At 47.2% G+C, this 19,270-nt stretch carries 34 protein-coding genes; 19 read left to right on the top strand and 15 right to left on the bottom strand.

Going from position 1 to position 19,270, the window contains the following annotated elements:
- Positions 1 to 46 precede the first annotated feature (46 nt).
- The 13 genes from DN730_RS08050 to DN730_RS07990 form a co-directional block, all read right to left on the bottom strand.
- The gene (locus DN730_RS08050; RefSeq protein WP_115467609.1) at positions 47 to 922 is read right to left on the bottom strand and encodes a hypothetical protein; all 876 of its coding nucleotides are present in this window, start codon (positions 920 to 922) and stop codon (positions 47 to 49) included.
- Positions 923 to 924: 2 nt separating this feature from the next.
- Entirely contained in the window at positions 925 to 1,335 is a 411-nt protein-coding gene (locus tag DN730_RS08045; protein WP_115467608.1) for a hypothetical protein, read from the bottom strand.
- A complete protein-coding gene (locus tag DN730_RS08040) occupies positions 1,332 to 1,631 on the bottom strand; it encodes a DUF1364 domain-containing protein (RefSeq protein ID WP_115467607.1) in 300 nt (99 codons plus the stop codon). Before DN730_RS08040 ends, DN730_RS08045 begins: the two co-directional genes overlap by 4 nt.
- Positions 1,628 to 1,813: a hypothetical protein gene (locus tag DN730_RS08035; RefSeq protein WP_147290565.1), complete on the bottom strand. Its 186-nt coding sequence runs from the start codon at positions 1,811 to 1,813 to the stop codon at positions 1,628 to 1,630. Before DN730_RS08035 ends, DN730_RS08040 begins: the two co-directional genes overlap by 4 nt.
- A gap of 8 nt (positions 1,814 to 1,821) precedes the next feature.
- Complete coding sequence (locus DN730_RS08030; RefSeq protein ID WP_211313851.1) at positions 1,822 to 2,286, bottom strand: recombination protein NinB; 465 nt, start codon at positions 2,284 to 2,286, stop codon at positions 1,822 to 1,824.
- A 75-nt stretch (positions 2,287 to 2,361) separates the two neighbouring features.
- Positions 2,362 to 2,691 (bottom strand): hypothetical protein, encoded by a 330-nt coding sequence (locus tag DN730_RS08025; protein ID WP_115467605.1) that lies wholly within the window; start codon positions 2,689 to 2,691, stop codon positions 2,362 to 2,364.
- Entirely contained in the window at positions 2,688 to 3,053 is a 366-nt protein-coding gene (locus DN730_RS08020) for a hypothetical protein (protein ID WP_211313850.1), read from the bottom strand. Before DN730_RS08020 ends, DN730_RS08025 begins: the two co-directional genes overlap by 4 nt.
- Positions 3,050 to 4,060, bottom strand: coding sequence for a phosphoadenosine phosphosulfate reductase family protein (locus DN730_RS08015; RefSeq protein WP_115467604.1), 1,011 nt, complete (start codon positions 4,058 to 4,060; stop codon positions 3,050 to 3,052). The genes DN730_RS08020 and DN730_RS08015 overlap by 4 nt, the downstream gene beginning before the upstream one ends.
- 8 nt (positions 4,061 to 4,068) lie before the next feature.
- A complete protein-coding gene (locus tag DN730_RS08010) occupies positions 4,069 to 4,776 on the bottom strand; it encodes a hypothetical protein (protein WP_158541190.1) in 708 nt (235 codons plus the stop codon).
- A gap of 140 nt (positions 4,777 to 4,916) precedes the next feature.
- Positions 4,917 to 5,117, bottom strand: coding sequence for a hypothetical protein (locus DN730_RS08005; RefSeq protein ID WP_115467602.1), 201 nt, complete (start codon positions 5,115 to 5,117; stop codon positions 4,917 to 4,919).
- Between the two features lie 104 nt (positions 5,118 to 5,221).
- Positions 5,222 to 5,440 carry a hypothetical protein gene (locus tag DN730_RS08000; protein ID WP_115467601.1) on the bottom strand — a complete coding sequence of 73 codons (219 nt, stop codon included), beginning with the start codon at positions 5,438 to 5,440 and terminating at the stop codon, positions 5,222 to 5,224.
- Positions 5,441 to 5,457: 17 nt separating this feature from the next.
- Positions 5,458 to 5,685 carry a hypothetical protein gene (locus DN730_RS07995; RefSeq protein WP_115467600.1) on the bottom strand — a complete coding sequence of 76 codons (228 nt, stop codon included), beginning with the start codon at positions 5,683 to 5,685 and terminating at the stop codon, positions 5,458 to 5,460.
- Positions 5,686 to 5,712: 27 nt separating this feature from the next.
- Positions 5,713 to 5,940, bottom strand: coding sequence for a helix-turn-helix domain-containing protein (locus DN730_RS07990; RefSeq protein ID WP_115467599.1), 228 nt, complete (start codon positions 5,938 to 5,940; stop codon positions 5,713 to 5,715).
- A 108-nt stretch (positions 5,941 to 6,048) separates the two neighbouring features.
- Here DN730_RS07990 and DN730_RS07985 point away from each other — a divergent pair, with 108 nt between their 5' ends.
- The 19 genes from DN730_RS07985 (at position 6,049) to DN730_RS07895 (ending at position 16,720) form a co-directional block, all read left to right on the top strand.
- The gene (locus DN730_RS07985; protein WP_115467598.1) at positions 6,049 to 6,783 is read left to right on the top strand and encodes an XRE family transcriptional regulator; all 735 of its coding nucleotides are present in this window, start codon (positions 6,049 to 6,051) and stop codon (positions 6,781 to 6,783) included.
- 21 nt (positions 6,784 to 6,804) lie between these two features.
- Positions 6,805 to 7,179: a hypothetical protein gene (locus DN730_RS07980; RefSeq protein ID WP_115467597.1), complete on the top strand. Its 375-nt coding sequence runs from the start codon at positions 6,805 to 6,807 to the stop codon at positions 7,177 to 7,179.
- 313 nt (positions 7,180 to 7,492) lie between these two features.
- Entirely contained in the window at positions 7,493 to 7,654 is a 162-nt protein-coding gene (locus tag DN730_RS19060; protein WP_158541189.1) for a hypothetical protein, read from the top strand.
- Positions 7,655 to 7,685: 31 nt separating this feature from the next.
- Positions 7,686 to 8,675: a PD-(D/E)XK nuclease-like domain-containing protein gene (locus tag DN730_RS07975; protein WP_211313849.1), complete on the top strand. Its 990-nt coding sequence runs from the start codon at positions 7,686 to 7,688 to the stop codon at positions 8,673 to 8,675.
- 8 nt (positions 8,676 to 8,683) lie between these two features.
- A complete protein-coding gene (locus DN730_RS07970) occupies positions 8,684 to 8,920 on the top strand; it encodes a hypothetical protein (RefSeq protein WP_115467596.1) in 237 nt (78 codons plus the stop codon).
- Between the two features lie 204 nt (positions 8,921 to 9,124).
- Positions 9,125 to 9,571, top strand: a complete 447-nt coding sequence (locus DN730_RS07965; protein ID WP_147290564.1) for a hypothetical protein — start codon at positions 9,125 to 9,127, stop codon at positions 9,569 to 9,571.
- Positions 9,572 to 9,573: 2 nt separating this feature from the next.
- Complete coding sequence (locus DN730_RS07960; RefSeq protein WP_115467594.1) at positions 9,574 to 10,794, top strand: DUF1351 domain-containing protein; 1,221 nt, start codon at positions 9,574 to 9,576, stop codon at positions 10,792 to 10,794.
- Positions 10,795 to 10,835: 41 nt separating this feature from the next.
- Positions 10,836 to 11,030, top strand: coding sequence for a carbon storage regulator CsrA (gene csrA / locus DN730_RS07955; protein WP_115467593.1), 195 nt, complete (start codon positions 10,836 to 10,838; stop codon positions 11,028 to 11,030).
- Complete coding sequence (locus DN730_RS07950) at positions 11,027 to 11,242, top strand: hypothetical protein (protein ID WP_115467592.1); 216 nt, start codon at positions 11,027 to 11,029, stop codon at positions 11,240 to 11,242. The genes csrA and DN730_RS07950 overlap by 4 nt, the downstream gene beginning before the upstream one ends.
- On the top strand, positions 11,242 to 11,940 hold the full coding sequence (ssb, locus tag DN730_RS07945; RefSeq protein WP_115467591.1) for a single-stranded DNA-binding protein: 699 nt from the start codon (positions 11,242 to 11,244) through the stop codon (positions 11,938 to 11,940). The genes DN730_RS07950 and ssb overlap by 1 nt, the downstream gene beginning before the upstream one ends.
- A gap of 647 nt (positions 11,941 to 12,587) precedes the next feature.
- The gene (locus tag DN730_RS07940) at positions 12,588 to 13,493 is read left to right on the top strand and encodes a recombination-associated protein RdgC (RefSeq protein ID WP_115467590.1); all 906 of its coding nucleotides are present in this window, start codon (positions 12,588 to 12,590) and stop codon (positions 13,491 to 13,493) included.
- 174 nt (positions 13,494 to 13,667) lie between these two features.
- Entirely contained in the window at positions 13,668 to 13,916 is a 249-nt protein-coding gene (locus DN730_RS07935; RefSeq protein ID WP_115467589.1) for a hypothetical protein, read from the top strand.
- Positions 13,913 to 14,635 carry an ASCH domain-containing protein gene (locus DN730_RS07930; protein WP_115467588.1) on the top strand — a complete coding sequence of 241 codons (723 nt, stop codon included), beginning with the start codon at positions 13,913 to 13,915 and terminating at the stop codon, positions 14,633 to 14,635. Before DN730_RS07935 ends, DN730_RS07930 begins: the two co-directional genes overlap by 4 nt.
- A complete protein-coding gene (locus DN730_RS07925) occupies positions 14,632 to 14,904 on the top strand; it encodes a hypothetical protein (RefSeq protein ID WP_115467587.1) in 273 nt (90 codons plus the stop codon). Before DN730_RS07930 ends, DN730_RS07925 begins: the two co-directional genes overlap by 4 nt.
- Positions 14,901 to 15,266 (top strand): hypothetical protein, encoded by a 366-nt coding sequence (locus tag DN730_RS07920; RefSeq protein ID WP_115467586.1) that lies wholly within the window; start codon positions 14,901 to 14,903, stop codon positions 15,264 to 15,266. Before DN730_RS07925 ends, DN730_RS07920 begins: the two co-directional genes overlap by 4 nt.
- 217 nt (positions 15,267 to 15,483) lie before the next feature.
- On the top strand, positions 15,484 to 16,026 hold the full coding sequence (locus tag DN730_RS07910; RefSeq protein WP_115467584.1) for a hypothetical protein: 543 nt from the start codon (positions 15,484 to 15,486) through the stop codon (positions 16,024 to 16,026).
- A 50-nt stretch (positions 16,027 to 16,076) separates the two neighbouring features.
- Positions 16,077 to 16,298 carry a hypothetical protein gene (locus DN730_RS07905; RefSeq protein WP_115467583.1) on the top strand — a complete coding sequence of 74 codons (222 nt, stop codon included), beginning with the start codon at positions 16,077 to 16,079 and terminating at the stop codon, positions 16,296 to 16,298.
- Positions 16,288 to 16,476, top strand: a complete 189-nt coding sequence (locus tag DN730_RS07900) for a DUF1382 family protein (RefSeq protein WP_115467582.1) — start codon at positions 16,288 to 16,290, stop codon at positions 16,474 to 16,476. Before DN730_RS07905 ends, DN730_RS07900 begins: the two co-directional genes overlap by 11 nt.
- A gap of 13 nt (positions 16,477 to 16,489) precedes the next feature.
- Entirely contained in the window at positions 16,490 to 16,720 is a 231-nt protein-coding gene (locus DN730_RS07895; protein WP_115467581.1) for a hypothetical protein, read from the top strand.
- Here the strand turns inward: DN730_RS07895 and DN730_RS07890 are convergent, their stop codons facing one another.
- Positions 16,721 to 17,932 (bottom strand): tyrosine-type recombinase/integrase, encoded by a 1,212-nt coding sequence (locus tag DN730_RS07890; RefSeq protein WP_115467580.1) that lies wholly within the window; start codon positions 17,930 to 17,932, stop codon positions 16,721 to 16,723.
- A 372-nt stretch (positions 17,933 to 18,304) separates the two neighbouring features.
- Positions 18,305 to 19,078 carry a hypothetical protein gene (locus DN730_RS07885; protein WP_115467579.1) on the bottom strand — a complete coding sequence of 258 codons (774 nt, stop codon included), beginning with the start codon at positions 19,076 to 19,078 and terminating at the stop codon, positions 18,305 to 18,307.
- Between the last annotated feature and the right edge of the window lie 192 nt (positions 19,079 to 19,270).

Genomic DNA, 19,270 nt, shown 5'->3' with positions numbered 1-19,270 from the left:
ACGCAGTGCGCACTAATGCGCACTGCGTACAGAATGTGCGCATACTTTAACGCTTTAGATATGATATTGGCTTAAGCGCCTGCCCCGCCATATTATTCAACACACTTATCATCTGCTGATATGTACTCGCCCAATCGCGTTTCCAGTTGCTGCGTGCTGTTCCTACACGCCACGATAGGTATTCATCAGTGTATAGCGGTCCCACTGGCACCACTGCTTCACGCTCTTTGTCACCAGCGCTGAATAGGTAAGCCTGGTCACGGTGCGCAAAGTCTCGTATAGCTAGATCACCCAGCACAAAAACCTTGCCCATTTTCTTTTCGTCGTACTCGACCGCATTCATAAGCGAAAGCAATGTTTCAGGTGCGACACTTGGCTGCGCATTGATGTATTCGCGCACATGCTTGCGAATCATCGTGATCACATCATGCCATCGTTGACGCACAGTGTGCTTAGGTTGTGCCAATGCACCGGCTAACACGTAATCTAGGGGCGGTTGCTGTCGCCCTTCTTCTCGTGCTCGTTCGTATTTCAGTATCTGGATTATCAGGATCGATACGTCACTGGTGTTACGGGCGTAGTGTTCGGTGAATTGTTCTTTCACTTGTGCGTTGATGTATTGCATAAATTCATTTTGCTTCTTGTAGGTTGGCATAGATTCAGATCGTGGAGCCCAGCAATACAGGGCCAGTTGTTGTAAGTGTGGTGGTAATTGAGAAATGACGTGCTGCACTTTACCCGCCATTACTTGATGCTGAACTTTGGACATATTGGACGCAGGGCCGCGAGTATCCGTTTCATTCATAACGGGCTTACGTCGCAGTATATTTGGGTTTGATCGCTGCATCTCTAAAACAGCATCATTCGAGCTGCGAATGTAGAATGCGTCGTGGCACATTTGGCGAGCTGATAAATACTTCATAGCTATATCTCCAAAATTTCGGTAATGGTCACGACAGTAGAGGCCGCTTTGCGTGTTGATTTGTGTTGACGGATAACGGGGCATTCGATGATGCAGCTTGGGTTATCGTCCTCGATGAGCCCTAGACCTAATGGATTTGTTTTCGTGCAAACGACGAGCGTATCTATTAGCGGTTTCAATCCGCCCATAACGCCGTCCCAGTCGGCTAATGCTGTGGAATAGCGGTCGATCTCGATCTTGCAGTGTTTATAGGGACTTAGGCGGGTGATACCCTCCGCTTGTAGTGCCGCACGCACGCTCCAACACAGGGCTTTGTGATACTCGCGGCGCTTCTGCCAGTGCATACGCTGCCACTTATTGAGCAACAACGTAGGCTCTGGCAATGTAAAATTGATCTCTCTTCCGTATCTCATGCGACGTTGATTAACCCCTGCTCCAATAGTTTGGCCTGCGTCTCCTCCAGCGCGTCGAGTATGTAACGGGCTTTAGTCCCTGCATCGAGCACGTTAGAGCGCCCATCTATCGCGTCGTGGCATGAGCTACACGCATAGACGGCCATCGTGTCGTGGCACTTGATCGACATGCCGCGATTTTTTCCTACATGAGCCAACACAGTGGTTTCAGGATTAAAATTACACACACCAGGTATGCGTAGTGCGCAATCTTGGCCGCGCGCACTCTTTCGTATTTTCTTGCTCACGACCTTCATGCTGTCATGCCCTCTTCATCTGACGGGTAAATGCGCTTGCCGCCCATGCGGATTTCAATTAGGCGATTGCCCCAGTTACTGAGTTGATCGGCTATGGCTTCCGCTACGGACTGGCTTTGTGCATCAGACACCGACGCGCCTTTGATTTGATCACCAGTCTGCACCTTAATTTGGTATGTCATTGCGCCACTCATGCTACTAACCCCAATCCCATCTCTTCGTAATACTTAAGCACTGGATCGGACCAGCGCACTCCACGCTCAGAGCCAAACGCATAAATTAACTCGAGTAATTCACTAAATTCGGTTTTGTTCATGCGGCTTGTATGAGTAGCCAGAACCACAAAGCCACCATCAATGCCCGGTACTGCTTTCTGCTTTTTTAATGCCGCAGTGAAAACGTGCTTCCAGTCCTCTTGGCTTAACTTCTCGCCATACCACTCTAGCTGTGTCGCCACGTCTGTTAGCGTTGCCCATAGTCGAGCATTCTGTCCGTTGTTACGTTTCTGGCGACCAAGCTTAATAACGATTGGTCCCATGGATTCATTGGCTTTGACTGCTTTGCACACGCTTTCCCACACCATCATCATTTTGGTGCGTAGGTCTTCTTTACCATTGATCAGTATTTCGATGTCTGCTTTCGCTGCTCTGCTCATACTTTCACCGTGATTTGTATCGTAATGACCCGCTTGCCGTGGTCACTGCGCCTCCCCTGAGTCCCTAAACAGCAGCTATTTGAGAAGCTGCCAAAGACTCTCGCATTTGTGGCACTTTGCGCGCTTAGCCCCAGAACGGGTTTGCTTTAGTTTCCCGTCGCACTTTCGACACTTTACTTGGGCTGTACGCTTATCCATCAATCGATTTATTTCAGTGATCCGAGCTGATCGATCTTCCTTTTTTATATATCCAAGTGCTTTAGCTACTTGTCTGTACTCTCTGCTGATCCACTTTCCGTCGGGCTCAAGATGTAGGCCATCGCCCATCATGTCTCCAAGCCTAATAAGCTGATCGCCTAGTCGCTTGCATGTCTCTGGATCAAGGTCTTGTGAAGCCGTACTCATGCTTCCCCCTTGTCGATTAGGTCCATAACTCGTTCACTAGGCCACCACTCACGACACTGGCGACCGCTTATGTCACACTTTCGCGTCTCTTCCTTTGGTCCCTGAACTGCTCGCTTAGCTGTCACCAACTCAGGCAAGCGGCGAGCAATCATGTAGCGGTCTTCGCCGTACATCGCTGCCAATTCACGGCTTGTAACGCCTCGGTGACGTTTGATAACGCCACGCTTGTAAGCGTCTTCAAGATAGCCAGCCACTAGCGCCTGTTGCACATGACGGGAGCCGTCCTCGTTGATCTCGTCAGCGGCTAAGTGTGATCCAATCGGATCAGTTGAACGTGCCGCTGGGGTTTGGATGTTCATCATGGTTGCTCCTCTTTGCATACTTTATTAATCGGATCACCTTTGTGATTAATGTCTATTGGCAATGAAAGCTGACTATCGTTATTAGGCATGTACTTCACGCCGATAAAGTCTAAGGCTTCATCCATGCCCAATTTGTTTATGCAGTAGTTCCAAAGCTTCGGGTGTGTGATGGCCATGCGCTGAAACCTGTTTTCACCTTTCTCTAGATGAGCACCGTATGCACAGAACATGCAGCCAGTACGTTTTTCACCCTCAACGAAAATGCCGTTAACGTAGCGGTCGTTGTAGACCTCGCAATATTCAACATTGAACTTACGGATATAGGACCATACATCGTCCTCAGTCCATGGCAGCATTGGACGTGATTGCGGGTCTTTTCCATCGAACGAGTTACAGGTTTTCATTGCCCCTCGACGCCCCCCTTCTGAGGACATCATGCCGTTATACGGAACACGCCCTGTTTCGCGACGGTAGCGGCGAAACGGCTCTTTTTTCAATGAATCGCAGCAACTGGCCGTCACTTTAAACGGCGCATCGATTAGCTTCTTCCAGCGCTCTGGCAACTTACTACCTTTAACAAACACACCATCACGCCTAAACCCCGTAAGGTACAAATGACGTGTTGCCGCGTTACTTGGCTTTGGATCATAAAAACGGCTCACCATTTCAGATACTTTCTTGCTGATCAGTGGAAAACCATCTTCTAGAATCACTTCACGAAACGTCTTTTTAGGCCGCATAATCACTATCGGGTAACCTTGTTTTTTCTTACGCTTCACGAACTGTACGATTTCTGGATATTCCAGCCCCGTGTTAGAAAATACAGCAGGCACCTCTGGGTAAATTGACCACACCAGCTCAGCCAGCACGGTTGAATCCTTGCCGCCAGAAAATGATATATAAACCTGACCTTCCCAGTGCTCATGCCATTCGATGATTCGCTGTTGGGCTAAAAAAATTTTCACATCTAAATCGGTAATGTCTTTATCTGTTGCGATAACGTCCATTTTGTCTCCTACCAGTCGGTGTCGTGGATGTTGGTGATCGAGTCGCTTACAGCTTGGCGACTATTGGGCGGCGCGATCATTGGTTGATTCTGGACGACTGGCGCAGCGGGGCGCGCTTGTCGCAAGTGGTTTCGTACCCATTCGGTATTGATTCCCTTCCAGTCTCGTTGGATTACAATGTCGATCACGGCGCTTGGCGTGATCTGCAATTCCTGCGAGCACTGTAAAACTTCGTCGAAAAACATCGTGTGACTACGTTCTGTGTTTGCAGCACCCTTGGCCTTCCGATGCTCCAAAGCGTCATCAATCGAGCTTTCAGGAATAGAATTTGAGTAGCGTTCAATCATTCGAGAGTGAAGCGAAGGCTTAGCCGTTTTCTTTGGTTTACTTTCTTTATTCTGATCATTGGTAGGTTGATCATTAGTATTATGATATGGGGGATTTTTTTCCCTACTTAGGGGGGATTTTTTTCCCTGCTTAGGGGGGATTTTTTTCCCTACCTGATCACTAAGGGGGGGATTTTTTTCCCTACCTGATTCGCTGAGTTTTTTACGGTTCCAAAGCTTTCCTTTGGCTGTGATTGAAATAAAAATTCGGTTGCCAATCACTTTGCGATTAATCAAATTCGCCTGTTCTAATGCAGACAAATACCGTTTTATCGTGTCGGGTTTGTCTGTCAAAACAGGTAATTCTTCCATGACCTTTTCTTTACTCATCCAATAGTAAACGTCCTCATCTATAACTTGACTGTCACACCAACTTTGAGACTCATACAGATATGAGAAGAAAACGGCTTGAGCTAAATTTAATCGCCACTCCAATGCTCTAGGCTGGTTTAAGTAAATCGTGAACTGCATTAAAGCGGGTCTCCAAAAATCTCTTTTCCTCTGCCGCCAAGCAGCTTATCGGTTGCCCATATGTGCATATAAAAAGCGCCGTCAAACGGCACATGGAACATTAAAAAGCGCGAAAAGCGCCTAACGAACTTGAAATACATTTTTAATAAAAAGCGCGAAAAGCGCCGAACAAGCTTGAAATACATTTTTAATACGCTCATAATTTCACCATTGATCCGGTTGATTTAATTCAGCCACCCCAAAGAAGCCAGACCGCCATCTGGCTTTTTTATTGGCTGTCGTTTCCCTCTAGCCTTGCGTCCCTCTAATGAACAACGCTTGGCCTCTCTTCCATTAATTCCTTGCAACGCGCAAAGATGTCGCTCAAAAAGTTCGCATCCTGTACGCCCTCTTCCAACGCATCCCCCACAAGAATGTCTAACGCTTCACTTGGTTTGAGTCGTGTCGAACCTGCAAACGCCTCAAGGCTTAAGCTGTGGTGCTCGCTCAGTGGGAGCGGCACCACCCTCCAATCGTCTTTCATTGATCCCCCTAGTCCCTTCACGAACAATGGATTGCTGTTAATATCTTTTGTTTATCTGCTGGGCCTAATCGCTCTAGCTGGTATTCAGCTATAGCGCGAAGCACCACATTTTTAGGAACTGGATCACCACCATTTAGACGAGTCATTTCGGCGGTTAGCTGCAAAAGCAGTTGGTGTGTTTCCTCGTCAAAGCGTGGTCTCCAGTCGTAAAGGTGGTGCAGGTTTAGCGGTTTCGGAGCTGGCATAGTTGTGTTTCCTGTTTTGGTTGATGGTTAGGCCGCTTCTGTGTCGGCCTTTGGGTTTAGAAGTTCTTGGGCGATAACTGCGCCATTGGTAGCTTCTTCAAGCTGTTTGGCGTAGTCGGTTTCGCCGGTGTACTCAGTACGAGGCAATCGACCACGAGCAATCCAGCCATAAACAGCCTTGCGCGTGATGCCACATATTTCAGCAACGCGAGCTACCCGCACGCTGGTGAGTTGATCTTGTATACTTTTGGTCATTCTATATGCCTATTTGTGTACCTATAGTACGCATATTAATTGTCTACTGACTTTTCTTCAACCTTATTTAAAAATGAACATCAGGTACACAAACCAATTGGAGCGGAAATGTCATCCGAACACGCCAAAGAGATAGCTCGGCGACTTATAGAGATAAGAGATAGTAAGGGCCACAAAGAGCGTGGGTTTGCATCGCGTCTAAGCGAGGCGGCTGGCGTTACGCGTAAAGCTGCAATTAAGTGGGTCAATGGTGAAAATGCCCCTTCGTCTAATAGCATCAGAAAGATTGCTACTTTCCTTGAAATTTCTCCAAGTTGGCTAGAGTATGGCGAGTCTTCTGGGCAGGTTCGTGAACCAGCTCTTGAATACAAAACTGAGTCACTAGGGCATGTTGATGTTTATGAAAGCAATGACCCTCTTCACCCAAATGAAGTGGAAGTGCCTTTCTTTTCGGAAATAGAACTGTCTGCAGGAAACGGATACGCAAACGTGCTAGAGATTGCATCACATTCTATGCGCTTTGATATTTCGACACTTAATAGCGCAGGTGTTAATACCGATAAAGCGGCTTGTTGTCGCGTAAATGGCGATAGCATGGAGCCAGTTCTACCAGACGGGGCTATAGTGGCTGTCGATACGTTTAGTAGAGAAATTACAGATGGCAAGATGTACGCCATAAATCATGGCGGTCTACTTCGAGTCAAGTATCTGTACCGCCTACCTTTCCGCGGACTTCGCATAAGATCGGCCAATCCTAATTATCCAGATGAGGAATTAAGCTCTGAAGCTGCTTCTGATATAAAAATCATTGGACGTGTATTCTGGTTTTCTGCGTTGATTTAAAATCTAAAAAAGGAGATTAGAGTGGAGTTACGAGATAGCGAAATCATAAAAAAATTTTTTTCTGATAGACCAAAGACAAACAAAGCCTTACAGAACTTTGTTCGGTCATGCGCTAAAGCCAATGCAGCCAAAGGAAAAAAGTCTCTATTCGGGAAAAGCAAATACGAACCAGCTCTAGAGAAAGTCAACCAATCCTACCAAAACCTATGTGACGCCATAGATACAGATGGAGATATGTTTACTGTAGACATAGATTCTTCTTGGGCAGAGTTTAAAAAATCAAAAGATTATGCCTGGTATATTGACCGAATGATCAAGCAGTTCAAATTAATATATCCCAACTGGCGTGATGCCTACTCTTTCTGGAATACGTATATCGTCTTTGTTAGCAAATAATCTATTCGTAAGCCTCCTTTCAAATATCTACTAAAAAACCGCCCAGCTGGGCGGTTTTTTTTCGCCTGTAACCTTTTGATTCCGTTAAAGTTCCCAAAAAATATCAATTTTGTGTACCCTAAGTACTTTACTTTTGTATACCTTAGGTACACAATTATTTCCATCGAAGCAACGAACACCGCTTCACCGCTCTTTAACAATTCAACTTAAAACCAAAGCGCCAGACCAGTGTGACAGGCAGAGTCTGGCAGCTTTCCGAGTGCGCATTCTAGGAGTGCGCAGCCGGAAACCGAAAACCACATAGGAGACAACCATGTCCGTTAATGAAGTTTTAGGACTACTCGGTGTCATCGCAGGCCTGTCCATGATCTTCGTTATGGGCTGGCTCTTCATGATCACCATCACCGCAGGCGTTGCGATTTATCGCAAGCGCTCTGTACGCGAAGCCATCAAGCCTTTGCTTGATGAATTTTGACCATCTATAGGGACGAAAGGAGACGACCACTATGCACGCCCAGCAAAATCCCTTTGACCTCTTCGGTGATGCGTCACAGCAAACCGAAATGAGCTTTCAGACACCACCTGAAAAGCAAGCACCGCCACAGTTTGATGCTTATGAAGACTTTGAAGATGATGTGTTCGATGAACTCTACATAGAGTCGAGCGAGCCAGCGCCAGCAAATGATGCACACGGCATCCAGCCAGACATCTACTACGATATGTCGAACCATGACTACCATCGCGGTGCTGGCATTTCCAAGTCAGGCCTAGACTGGATGGAGCACAACCCAAGTCAGTTGATCTGGTCCCAGAACGCGCCACGCGATCAAGAAGCACTCAAGGCTTTAGACTTCGGTACAGCTACTCACACCATGCTTTTAGAGCCAGAGTTATTTAATCAGCAGTTTGTTGTCGCGCCTGAGTTAAATATGCGCACTAACGCTGGCAAAGCAGAATGGAAAGAGTTTGTCGAAGCCAACCAAGACCGCACGATCATGACTTTTGAAGAGCATCGCAAGCTGATGATCATGCGCGAGTCAGTATTCGCCCATCCTGTTGCACGCATGATCTTTGAGGCTAACGGCTACAACGAGGCGTCGATCTTCTGGGAAGACGAAGAAACGGGCGAGCTATGCCGCATTCGTCCAGACCGAGTGATCAATTTAGACGGTCAACCAGTGATGGTAGATGTAAAAAAAGTAGCTGGCTTGGATCGCTTCGAGCGACACGTTGAAGAGTTTCGATACCACGTTCAAGACGCTATGTATCGCGAAGGATACAAAGCCCACTTTGGTGAAGACCCGCTGTTCTGGTTTCTATGTGTCAGCGACACCGTAAGCGCTGGTAAATACGAAGTTGAGGTGGTGTCACTTGAGCCTGAGTGGAAAGACCTCGGCAAAGAAATCTTCCGCGAAAACCTAAACAGATACAGCTACTGTCGCCGCGAGAATGACTGGCTTCACGTTCGAGAAATTAAACGCCCGCGCTGGGCATAGGGGGATTTATGTCAGGGAATACACAAAGCTTGCAGCAATACCAAAGCCGTGCGCCACAGCAGCGAAACGGTTACAGCAATCAAAATCAACAGTCCGGTTTTGATATGCAGCAGCACAATCAGCAACAAGATGAAGGCGCCAATATGGGTGCCATTGCCATCGAGCAAGAGCGCGCTATCGCCGAAGCTCGCGGACAGATACAGCTTGCCAAGATGTTCCCACGCTCGTTAGCAGAAGCACAATAAGAATTACTTGAAGCCTGCAAAGACCCTGAGTTTGCCAAGTCCGCGTTTTACTCGGTTCCTAATCGCGGCTCTGGGCCATCCATCCGCTTTGCCGAAGAAGTAGCGCGTTGTTATGGCAACTTTGAGTACGGTCACCGTGAACTGTCTCGTACTAAAGGCAAGTCAGAGATCGAAGTGTTTGCGTGGGATAAAGAGAAAAACAACGTGAGCAAGCGTCAGATAACAGTTGCGCACATCGTTGACACAAGGAATGGGCCGAAATACCTGAAAGACCAAGCGGACATTGATAACCGCATTGCCAACGTAGCCAGTAAGCAAATGCGCGGCCGCATCATGGCTCTACTGCCTAAAGCGCTTGTGGAGATCGGTTTACGTGAGTGTCGCGAAACAATAGCAGGGAGAAGTGAGGCCAGTGTGTCGTCTAACCGAGCGGCAATGGTCCGCGATTTCAACTCTATGGGCGTGACTGTATCGATGCTCTCTAAGTATCTAGGGCATAGCGTTGACGAGTGCACCAGCGACGACTTAGTGGACTTGTTCGGTGTTTCTAACGCCATTCGCCAAGGTGCCAAGATCAAAAATTACTTTGAAGGCGCCATACAGTTGGAGCCATCCACCACCAGCCTTAAAAATATTAAGAAGGAGCAATAACCATGGCAGATGCAGCATTACAGTTACCCTCAACTACGGAAACCACTACAGAGCTAGTGGTTATTAAATCAACTCCTGCAAAGGTTGAATTCAACATCGAAGAGCTGCGCACCAAGGTGCGCAAAGCTCTGGAACCATACGACATCGTTGTGACCGCCGACACGTTGAAGGGTGCCAAAGAGCTTATGGCAGACCTGAACAAGAAAGCCAAAAGCATCAAAGACGTGTTCAAAGGCGCAGCCAAGGAAGCCACAGCTCAAGTAGACGAGCAAGGTGAACAGGTCGCTGCACTGGTTGAAGAAATCATTGAGTCTCGAACTAAGCTTAAAGCTCAGGTTGAAAAATTTGAGACGGAACGCAAAGCCGAAGCCTACGAAAAGCTTGTTGCCGCCCAAAATCAACTTTGGGAATCGGAGGGCATACAAGATGAATTCCGCCGCGCGGATGTAGGGAAGTTAGTGACGCTCACCTGCCTAACCGCCAAAGGCGCTCTGACCTCTGGCACCATGACCAAGCTGAAAGACTTGGTTGCTGGTGACAAGGGCCTGCAAACGCAAACAGAGCACCGCTTGCTTATGCTCGAAAACGAGTCTTATAAAGCGGGACTCAAGGCCGTTCTTACGCGTGATCACGTTGAAGCTTTCCTATTTTCTGACCAAGAAACATACCAGCAACGTCTAAGCGCCATGTTAAGCAGTGAATTGCGTCGCCAAGAAGCAACAGAGGAAGCGACTCGACAACAATACGAGCAAGAGCAAACGCGACAACAAGAGGCCCAGAAGCGTGAGCAAGCGAAGCAGCAAGAACCACAATCGCTGTCTTCCAAGCCTGAGCCAACTCTTGAAAAGCAAATCGCAGAGTTAGATGAACGCATCCAAGATGCCACCATGTCAGCGCAATATTGTGAAGATCGCGCAGCACATCGTCGGGGAATGGAGCACGTAACCCAGCTTAAAAGTGAACGGGCAGAACTACTTAAGCAGGAACCAGTAGCACAGCAAGAGGCTTACATGCTTTGTGGGATTCACGACACAACAAAACCGCTTACGCAGCCATTTCGCACAAACAACCCAAGTGAAGCAATTCAAGCCGCTTTGTCTGAAAGCGCCAATCGCTCTACGCAAGGTGAACCGTTCTATGTGGCCGTATGGACACAATCAGCAGGCCGCACTGCCATCGTAGATGGGCTCAGCGGTGAAATTTACCAGCGAGTGAGCGCCTAGCTCACCCCCCACTTTTCTAATTGCTAAGAAGGAATTTAAACATGCTTATTTTAACTCGTCGTGTTGGTGAAACGCTTTGTGTCGGTGAAAACGCAGAAATTCAGGTAACCGTACTGAGCGTCAAAGGCAATCAGGTGCGCATAGGTGTTAACGCTCCTAAAGAAACCCCCGTTCACCGCGAAGAAATCTACCTTCGCATACAGCATGAACAGGCGCAGCAACTGGAGGCATCATGAATCACCGACCCACCACACAGCAACGCCAGCTTCAAGAAGAAATAGCCGCTCAAACAGCGGCTTTTTTGAGGGCTGGCGGCACGATCCAGAAAGAGGAAATCGCAGAAGGTCGCGACTACCGCCCACAGGTAAGCGACTTTTCCATTAACGGTAGAGTTGGCAATCGCATAAAGCGTAAACCGACCAAACCCAAAGCCAAGAAGGTGCAGTAATGGCACGCGGAATCAATAAAGTAATCCTCATAGGCAATGCGGGAGCTGACGCCGAGGTGCGCTACATGCCCTCTGGCGCAGCGGTCGCAAACGTCAACCTTGCCACAACCGAAAGCTGGCGAGACAAGCAGACAGGAGAAATGCAAGAGCGCACAGAGTGGCATCGTGTGGCCCTTATGGACCGTGGCAACTACCGTCTAGGTCAAATCGCGGGGGACTTCATCAAGAAAGGCTCAAAAGTTTATGTAGAAGGCTCGCTACGCACCCGTGAATGGGAAAAAGACGGCATCAAGCGCTACACCACAGAGATCATCGCCAACGAAATGCAATTGCTAGATGGTCGCCAAGACAACCAACAAGGGCAAGGCGGTTACGGCGGTCAGCAAACACCGCAACAAGGTGGGTACGGTGGCCCTCAAGGTGGACAAGGTTACGGTAACGCGCCGCAACAACAGCCACAGCAGGCACCACAACAGCAAGGTGGATACGGCCAGCCGCAGTCTTTCGGTTCTTGGGGTAACGCTCCACAGCAAGGCAGCTATGCCGCGCAGTCTGGAGGGACGCAAAGCCGTGGTCCAGCGCCACAGCAACAGCAGCGACCAATGTCACAGCAAGCATCGCCCCAGCAGCCAGCGCCGAACTTTGACGACTTCGACGATGACATACCTTTTAACCAAGTCGCCGGTGAACGACGTTAAATAATTCACTGATCAAAACCAGCTATAACTGATCGAAAGCACACTGAAATATTGAGTCTATTAGTGTCTACGCAGGCAGGAATTAGCCACACACCCCACCATGGGTACGACACATTACCTTTGAGCTATTGAGGCATCTGAGCAACGCAGCATGCCTGTTTCTGTAAAAAAGAACGCAGCTAGACCTTCCGGGATTGTCGTTTCGATAATCTATTGAGCATTCACTGATCAACTGGCGGACATTATAAAAAGGGTCTTGCAGAATGGACTCTATTTTTACCGTTTCTCTTGCCCAGAAACGTCTTGGGTTAAATGACTCTTTAGCTCCACTAATTAAACCATCGGGCCGACAGTCTTCCAAGTCTATATCCAAGTCATTGAAGCTAGTTGCAGATAAATGAGAGGACAGAACAACACTTATAAATAGTAAACCTAGCCTAAGCACACTAAACACTCCCTGTTTGACAAAAACCAATTGAAATTAAGTTACTTCATTTTGAGCTTTCATGAAACAACGAAGGAGAAATTACCATGACACAAGCAACGCAAGAACAAGGCTTAAAGCCAACCGATACAACCGAACTGCTATCCGATCTGGAACAAGGCGCTCATGCCGATGATTACGAAACCAGCTGGAGTGAGCACTAATGTTTTTCAAAACACTCCAAATATTCCAACTCAAAGAAGGTGCGGCCCTCGACTTTTCAGCCATTGAGCAGGCTTTAAAAGATCATCCGCTGCGCAAGATAGGATCACAGGACGAGTTCACTTTTGGTGCCTTGCCACTCATTCGCAACTCTGAATGCTGGTCGCTTACTTCTAACGATTGCATGTTGTTCCGCTTTGGCAAGGAAGAGAAAAACCTACCGTCGTCAGTGGTACGTGAAGAGCTTGAGACGATAGTTGCCGCCATCGAAACTATTGAAGGTCGCAAGGTTGGCCGCAAAGAGAAAGCTGACCTCAAAGAAGAGCTGATTTTCTCGCTGCGTTCTAAGGCATTCTCAAACCTATCTGATGTGTGGTTATTCATCGACAAGAAGGCTGAATTGCTGGTGCTCAACACCACCAACGCAGGCATGACCGAGCAATCGTTTAAGCAGCTTCAAGCTATGCTAGGCAGCTTCCCCATGGTGCCACTGCAAGCGCAAGTGTCGCCGTCCAGTATCATGGCTGACTGGCTAATGAAAAACGATGTGCCAGCAAGCCTAGAGACTGGTGATACATGCGACCTGCAAGACAGTTCAGAAGACCGATCTTCCATTAAGTTCAAGAAGCTTGAGCCACTTTCGGAAGATGTAACGCGCCATCTTGAACAAGGTATGTCGGTTAAAAATATCGGCTTACGCTGGATGGATAAGATGTCTTTCGTTCTGTGTGATGACTTAACAATCAAGTCAATCAAATGGGATGACGCGCTTAAAGAGCAAGCATTCAACGACTCCCAAGGCGGCGCCCAATCCGACCTCGATGCAAACTTTGCACTGATGTCGCTAACGATCCGCGACTTCTTCCAAAACCACTTTGCTCACTGGTTTGAAATCTACACTCAGTAACAAGCAAAAAACCCAGCCGGTTTTCTAGTTCCGGCCAAAAACTAGAGTGCTTTGATTTGCAGTCAGTAGGTGCGGCAACACCTAACTTTGCCGGGTGCCCATAAGTGGCTTGGGTTTGACTGCAATTCAAAGCGCCCTGCGCACCTCCCAAACAAACAATCAAAGGTACTTACCATGACAGCACTTGCAAAGCAGGCGGTTGATGCCGCCTTGCGTTTATCACACTACACACGCGATACAGCCCACGAAAAAGGCTTAATTCACGAAGCAATAAGCCTTGAGGTGCAACTACTTCAAGAAACCGCCGACAACGGAAAAACCCAAGAAGACCGCGAGCGAGCCAAGCGGACCATTAACCAACTACTTTGGAGTGGTGGCCGCAAGTACACCTACAAACCAACAGAAGAAAAGGTGGCGGCATGAAAGAGCGTCCGATCTTACTAAACACCGACATGGTGAAAGCGGTCATCGATGGCCGCAAAACTCAGACACGACGACCAGTGAAGAAGGAACACATTGAGCACATCAAGTATGTAGCCGGAAGCAATGACGACGACACTGAGTTTGATTTTCTTGGTCTGTCTTATGGCAAATGCCAGCTAGATAACGGGGAAGCCGAACGACCTCAATGGCTGCTGTATTGCACCGAATATCCCGAAGAAGGCGTGATACCTATTGGTCAAGGCTCCGGAGCCGTTGGCGACCGACTATGGGTGCGCGAGACGTTTGCCGCACTCGATGCTGGTAGTTATGAACAAGCCAAACCAACTGAAGGCATAAATCAAGACATCCGCTACAAGGCTAGTGAAAGGCTTGCAAACCAAGACGCAGACGTTCGCGGGTACGATTGGAAACCATCAATCCATATGCCTCGCTGGGCTTGCCGCCTGGTGCTTGAAATCACTGATGTGCGGATTGAGCGAGTTCAGGAAATTACCGAGGAAGACGCCAAGAAAGAAGGCATGATCACCGAACAAATGGCCGCTGATGCGGGGCTATCTTGGAGATTTGGCGACCGCCGCCAATTTCAAGATCTTTGGAGAAAACTGTACCCAAACTCATGGGAAAACAACGACTGGGTATGGGTAATCGACTTCAAAATCGTAGAGCTAAACGGCAAGAAAATGGAGCAAGCGGCATGAACCTAGCAGAAGAAATAGCGCGCTGGAAACAGACAGGGAACCACGCCCACGCCACCGAAATCCTTCACCAACTTTCAAAGGTTTTAGCATCCACAAACTACCCAACGATTGAGCGAAAACACGATGTAACCGTAGGTCATGGCTCTGGTAGTGAAATAAAAAGTGGTCTTCTTTGGGCGGTGATCGATAGTCACGAGGCCAGGAATCGTGTCCTACGTGAGAAGTTCGACCTACTTCAAGAAAGGCTCAAAGATCGGGGGCAAAAATGAGTATAGAAATTGAGGTAATCACAACTAAGAAAAAGCTAAACAAGTCGATAGTGAAGCAGCTTAAACCAGCTTCAATTGGCGACATGCTTCAAGCGGTCAATGTAAACCGTGAAGGCTACCACATTCGAGACTTAGGCAGTGGCTATCCGTCTCAAGTAGCGGTTTTCAAAGGTATCAATGAGTGGTGCATTTTAGGTTTGCGTGACTGGCGTTCTAGCGGCGATCTTGACATTTCTGCCAAGCCACTAAAAGGGCGAGGCATATCATATAGGAAATTCAAGACTACAGAAGAGCGGGATGCATGGATTGAAGCTTACAACAACGCAAAGGAATTATGCCTAAAGGTTCACTTAATACTATGAGGCGACATGAACAAAGAGAAATCTGGCTAACTCCCAATGAGTTCAAGCACGTAAACAAACGCGAGTGCTTAGTCTGGATTTGCCACGACAACGACCACGTTGAGCTAGTGAAGTACCACCCACCCCACTTCATCAACAGCTCAATCATCCCTGAATTACTAATCAAGCGTGTGGCTCACATTGTGGTGCCGCAGGCGCCAAAGGAAGGAATCATCCAATGACCATGAAGCAAGAGCGTATCGAGTGCAGCAAAGCAGGCTGTCGATGGACTGGCGTATATTCCGAGACATCAAAAATTCGTAACGATGATGGCATTTCATCTGCTTGCGTGTGCCCAAAGTGTGGCTGCAATTCGTTCTATGAATTGGACGAGCCGATCCCAAGCGAGCGAGTAGATCATGCCAACGAGCTAATAAAGCTGATCGCTATATATGGTCGAGAATTCTTAAGCCATGAGGGAACGATTGCCCACATTGAGCTTGGAAAAGGCGGCAAGGTGTTCTATGTGGATGCCTACACACGCCGACGCGTTTACACCAACCGTGAGCATGTTCGTTGGAGCGGCTTTAGCGAAGGCGGAACGATGCAAAGCCTCATCTCACACCTAAAGCGCTACATTCTAGAAGGCACACCAATTGATAAACGGCTGATTGCTAATCCGGGGTTTTATCAGGATGGTGGCAATATTTGGGGTTATGACCAACGTGAAGCAGAAAAACTACGCGAACAGGCCTTTAAGCTGCCGATGTTCGATCAGTAATCAAACACCAGTCAAACAATTCGCCGCTCTGTTGCGGCTTAGGGGGAGGCATGAAACAGAAACCAGTATGGCGGATGGAGCCTGACGTCGTTCATGGCGGATGGTCAGTGTTCAAAACTATACGCACCAAACCTGCGAAGTTCGAGCGGGTGTCGTGTCGTTACTGCCTAGGTTCTGGTGTTTATAAAACACCGTATATTGGATCTGATAATCCATGTGGCGGTTGCAAAGGCAAAGGCTACCGACTAGAGGCTATCAATCATGCTAACTAAATGCTCACCAGTCACCATGCGCGCCAACCTTAAAAATGTTGAGTCGCTTATGAAAGCAGGCATCGACTTTGTAGCCGTGCCGGTGCGCGATCCAGAACACAAGAAAGAGCTTCTAACGCAGTCAATGGAGATGCTAATTCAATTGGCGAACGAGGCTAGTGCGAGCAATAAAAAATGATTAAGGGGGACTTATGGTATCAAAAGGTTATTGGGGTACAAGAAGTGTGCTCAAACGCTTTGATGTAAAATCGTCAAAAACACTATGGCGTTGGATGAATCGGGAAGACAACCCTTTTCCAAAGCCAGATATCGTACAAAACGGCGCTGAAAACCTTTGGAAGATAGAGACTGTTTTAGCGTTCGAACAAAGGCTTCTGTCAGCATCTAAGCAAAATGATGATGATTTTGTGATGGAGGCATAGTTATTGACTAACTATGCCCATCAATCTATCCCACCACTTCTTATAGCAATCCGCTTGCTCTTCAATATAGTCATACTTGTCGTATGTACTCCACACACCTGGCAACTTGTGTCCAAGAATAATCTCGGCAATGTGCGGCGGGGCCAAATTAGAAAAGTTGGTCCTAGCTGTACGCCTCAGATCATGCATAGACCAATGCTGCATTTCGTAGCCTTTGTTTTTTCGTAGCCACTGCATGATGTTGTAAGGCAACGCTTCTACACTGCTATTAGTCATCGCCTCGTTCGAGTTCACCTTTGTAAAAACATACTTACTGTCACTGCTCAACGCGAATGCTTCCTCAAGCATTGGCTTGACCTCATCTATGATCGGTCGCTTAAGCGGCTTCTTCGTTTTACTCCCCATCTTGTGGTTCTCAGGCGGAATCGTCCAAACATTCTCTTTAAAATCAAAATGCTCTTTCTCGCTAAGCAGCAGTTCACCAACACGATTTGCATAGAATAGGCACAGCTTCACAAAGAGCTTATTTTTATACGCCATACGCGAATTATCGATAGCATCCCATAAATGCCCTATCTCTTCGTCGCAAAGCGTGCGCTCACCTGTCCTTTTTTCGATTCGCAAATCATTCTTTGCGCTAATATCTGCCAATGGGCTTTTCTCATTAATCTGTCGCTTAATGCCCCACTTATACGCCTGACGCGCATTGATAAGCACACGGTCAGCAATAGACTGTTTGCCAAGCTCTATGATCCCTTCCAGAATTTCCAGCCACTTCTGTACGTGAATATCATCCGCTGGTAAATCGCCTACCTTCGGAAAAACATATATCTCGAACGTCCTATAAATCTCATGTGAGTTTTTCTTGTTCTTAACGCAGTAAGACTTAAAGAATTGATCGAATAGCTTTTTGAAGCTTTGGTAATTCTGCTTTTTTATTGTGGCTAGCTTCTTAACCAATCGTGGGTCGTTGCCTTTCTCTATTTCAGAGCGATACTGCAGCGCAGCGCTTCGAGCTTCCTTCAATGTTGTGTGGGGATATGAACCAATATCAATTCGAGCTGGCTTCCCAATATAACGGTAACGCAACTGGAATGTAATTTTGCCTTTGGTTGTAATCCGCACACTCAAACCATCGCGGTCGCTAAACTCTTCACGCTTATCTCTTTCCTTCCCTGAATTGGCCTTTAGCCATGAATCTGACAGCGCCACTATTCACCTCTGTGTACACAAAAATCCAACAAACAAGTAAAACCCAAATTATGTACACAGGTGTGTACACATTTATTGTGCCTTAGATTGTCCTTGGTTGTCTTGGGTTATTATGGTGAATTGAGCTTAAATACTGGTATTTACTGGGACTTTCTAGAAAATGTGCCTTAGGGTGTCTTAGGTAGTCCTAGAGGCTTGCATTTGGGTGGGAAATGATGGCAAACGTTCTGCGGCTTTTAACCTGCTGAATAAATTCAGAGTGCGACATGGACAATTATCTTCTTCGTTAATTTGCTAAAGATCATGCTTAATCAAGCATTAATCAGGATATTTGAAAACTGCCGCGTATTTTCACCGATCCTGAGTGGATACTCAACGCTGATCTTGGGAATAAGAGAGAATCACTGGGGAGATCGAGGAAGATTTAACATTGATGATGCGTTGTTCAATTTCAGCTTTGGATAAGCCAGGCTTATGATTTGCTAGTTGGCGTTCCAGTTTTACTCTTTGGCACGGCTCTAACGTTTCATACATTAGCGCTAAATCCATCGCGTCGCTATCTTGCGCCATGGTAGAGCCAAGCTGCTGATAGAAGACGTAGTCAGCAATCGAAACCAATTTGTTTTGGCAATTACCTTTTTCTATTGCTTGTTGTTTTTCCGCTAGGGTAACAGAGTGAACCACTTTTTCTTCATAAAGCTCTAGCACACGCTTAGAGGGCTTGGATTCTTGCGCAAAACGAAATAAAATCAGCCGATTTTGTAATTCATTTTGATGCGTTCCATAGTGAGAACGCCAACCTAATATCGGCGCAAGCTTGCGGCCATAATCGTCAGCGACACCTGAATCCCACTTTCTTGCAGCGTGTTTTAGCATTGCTTTACGCATACCACGATAAATCGCTAATTTATCCGATGGTTGCATACTTTCGATCCCAATTAGATTGGAAACGTCTTTGTATTGAATGCGAGCATCTATTTGAAGATCAACCGCCATTAAAAAATGGGTTTTTGAAGGGAAAGAAAAGCGCTTATCGGTCTTGTCTGTTGAAGCGGGGCTAGGGACTTCATGCGTCTGAGCAGACGCCACACCTGCACCCATGGCCATAGCAGCCATCAAAGTACAACAAAAAGACTTCTTAATCATGTGCTTACCTAATTTACTGCGCCAAACGAACTATACTCTGAGCAGGATGACTAAAATAACTTTGATTTATATACGCTAACGAATCTAAGCGTGCGTTGCAAGAATACAAAAACTTCATTTATTGCAAAAAACATGGATTAGCCTGACTAAGAATACACATAATTAGTGCGTAACATGCTGTAGCATGAAGAT

Source organism: Marinomonas piezotolerans (assembly GCF_003362755.1).
Classification (GTDB): domain Bacteria; phylum Pseudomonadota; class Gammaproteobacteria; order Pseudomonadales; family Marinomonadaceae; genus Marinomonas; species Marinomonas piezotolerans.
The sequence above is the reverse complement of the archived record's forward strand: the minus strand, read 5'-3'. Positions and strand labels throughout refer to the sequence as shown.

What these genes read in the sequence shown, in the direction of transcription:
- DN730_RS08050 (WP_115467609.1), bottom strand. Translation starts at nt 922, where the DNA reads ATGAAGTATTTATCAGCTCGCCAAATGTGCCACGACGCATTCTACATT.
- DN730_RS08045 (WP_115467608.1), bottom strand. Translation starts at nt 1,335, where the DNA reads ATGAGATACGGAAGAGAGATCAATTTTACATTGCCAGAGCCTACGTTG.
- DN730_RS08040 (WP_115467607.1), bottom strand. Translation starts at nt 1,631, where the DNA reads ATGAAGGTCGTGAGCAAGAAAATACGAAAGAGTGCGCGCGGCCAAGAT.
- DN730_RS08035 (WP_147290565.1), bottom strand. Translation starts at nt 1,813, where the DNA reads ATGACATACCAAATTAAGGTGCAGACTGGTGATCAAATCAAAGGCGCG.
- DN730_RS08030 (WP_211313851.1), bottom strand. Translation starts at nt 2,286, where the DNA reads ATGAGCAGAGCAGCGAAAGCAGACATCGAAATACTGATCAATGGTAAA.
- DN730_RS08025 (WP_115467605.1), bottom strand. Translation starts at nt 2,691, where the DNA reads ATGAGTACGGCTTCACAAGACCTTGATCCAGAGACATGCAAGCGACTA.
- DN730_RS08020 (WP_211313850.1), bottom strand. Translation starts at nt 3,053, where the DNA reads ATGATGAACATCCAAACCCCAGCGGCACGTTCAACTGATCCGATTGGA.
- DN730_RS08015 (WP_115467604.1), bottom strand. Translation starts at nt 4,060, where the DNA reads ATGGACGTTATCGCAACAGATAAAGACATTACCGATTTAGATGTGAAA.
- DN730_RS08010 (WP_158541190.1), bottom strand. Translation starts at nt 4,776, where the DNA reads ATGAGTAAAGAAAAGGTCATGGAAGAATTACCTGTTTTGACAGACAAA.
- DN730_RS08005 (WP_115467602.1), bottom strand. Translation starts at nt 5,117, where the DNA reads ATGAGCGTATTAAAAATGTATTTCAAGCTTGTTCGGCGCTTTTCGCGC.
- DN730_RS08000 (WP_115467601.1), bottom strand. Translation starts at nt 5,440, where the DNA reads ATGAAAGACGATTGGAGGGTGGTGCCGCTCCCACTGAGCGAGCACCAC.
- DN730_RS07995 (WP_115467600.1), bottom strand. Translation starts at nt 5,685, where the DNA reads ATGCCAGCTCCGAAACCGCTAAACCTGCACCACCTTTACGACTGGAGA.
- DN730_RS07990 (WP_115467599.1), bottom strand. Translation starts at nt 5,940, where the DNA reads ATGACCAAAAGTATACAAGATCAACTCACCAGCGTGCGGGTAGCTCGC.
- DN730_RS07985 (WP_115467598.1), top strand. Translation starts at nt 6,049, where the DNA reads ATGTCATCCGAACACGCCAAAGAGATAGCTCGGCGACTTATAGAGATA.
- DN730_RS19060 (WP_158541189.1), top strand. Translation starts at nt 7,493, where the DNA reads ATGTCCGTTAATGAAGTTTTAGGACTACTCGGTGTCATCGCAGGCCTG.
- DN730_RS07975 (WP_211313849.1), top strand. Translation starts at nt 7,686, where the DNA reads ATGCACGCCCAGCAAAATCCCTTTGACCTCTTCGGTGATGCGTCACAG.
- DN730_RS07970 (WP_115467596.1), top strand. Translation starts at nt 8,684, where the DNA reads ATGTCAGGGAATACACAAAGCTTGCAGCAATACCAAAGCCGTGCGCCA.
- DN730_RS07960 (WP_115467594.1), top strand. Translation starts at nt 9,574, where the DNA reads ATGGCAGATGCAGCATTACAGTTACCCTCAACTACGGAAACCACTACA.
- csrA (WP_115467593.1), top strand. Translation starts at nt 10,836, where the DNA reads ATGCTTATTTTAACTCGTCGTGTTGGTGAAACGCTTTGTGTCGGTGAA.
- DN730_RS07950 (WP_115467592.1), top strand. Translation starts at nt 11,027, where the DNA reads ATGAATCACCGACCCACCACACAGCAACGCCAGCTTCAAGAAGAAATA.
- ssb (WP_115467591.1), top strand. Translation starts at nt 11,242, where the DNA reads ATGGCACGCGGAATCAATAAAGTAATCCTCATAGGCAATGCGGGAGCT.
- DN730_RS07940 (WP_115467590.1), top strand. Translation starts at nt 12,588, where the DNA reads ATGTTTTTCAAAACACTCCAAATATTCCAACTCAAAGAAGGTGCGGCC.
- DN730_RS07935 (WP_115467589.1), top strand. Translation starts at nt 13,668, where the DNA reads ATGACAGCACTTGCAAAGCAGGCGGTTGATGCCGCCTTGCGTTTATCA.
- DN730_RS07930 (WP_115467588.1), top strand. Translation starts at nt 13,913, where the DNA reads ATGAAAGAGCGTCCGATCTTACTAAACACCGACATGGTGAAAGCGGTC.
- DN730_RS07925 (WP_115467587.1), top strand. Translation starts at nt 14,632, where the DNA reads ATGAACCTAGCAGAAGAAATAGCGCGCTGGAAACAGACAGGGAACCAC.
- DN730_RS07920 (WP_115467586.1), top strand. Translation starts at nt 14,901, where the DNA reads ATGAGTATAGAAATTGAGGTAATCACAACTAAGAAAAAGCTAAACAAG.
- DN730_RS07910 (WP_115467584.1), top strand. Translation starts at nt 15,484, where the DNA reads ATGACCATGAAGCAAGAGCGTATCGAGTGCAGCAAAGCAGGCTGTCGA.
- DN730_RS07905 (WP_115467583.1), top strand. Translation starts at nt 16,077, where the DNA reads ATGAAACAGAAACCAGTATGGCGGATGGAGCCTGACGTCGTTCATGGC.
- DN730_RS07900 (WP_115467582.1), top strand. Translation starts at nt 16,288, where the DNA reads ATGCTAACTAAATGCTCACCAGTCACCATGCGCGCCAACCTTAAAAAT.
- DN730_RS07895 (WP_115467581.1), top strand. Translation starts at nt 16,490, where the DNA reads ATGGTATCAAAAGGTTATTGGGGTACAAGAAGTGTGCTCAAACGCTTT.
- DN730_RS07885 (WP_115467579.1), bottom strand. Translation starts at nt 19,078, where the DNA reads ATGATTAAGAAGTCTTTTTGTTGTACTTTGATGGCTGCTATGGCCATG.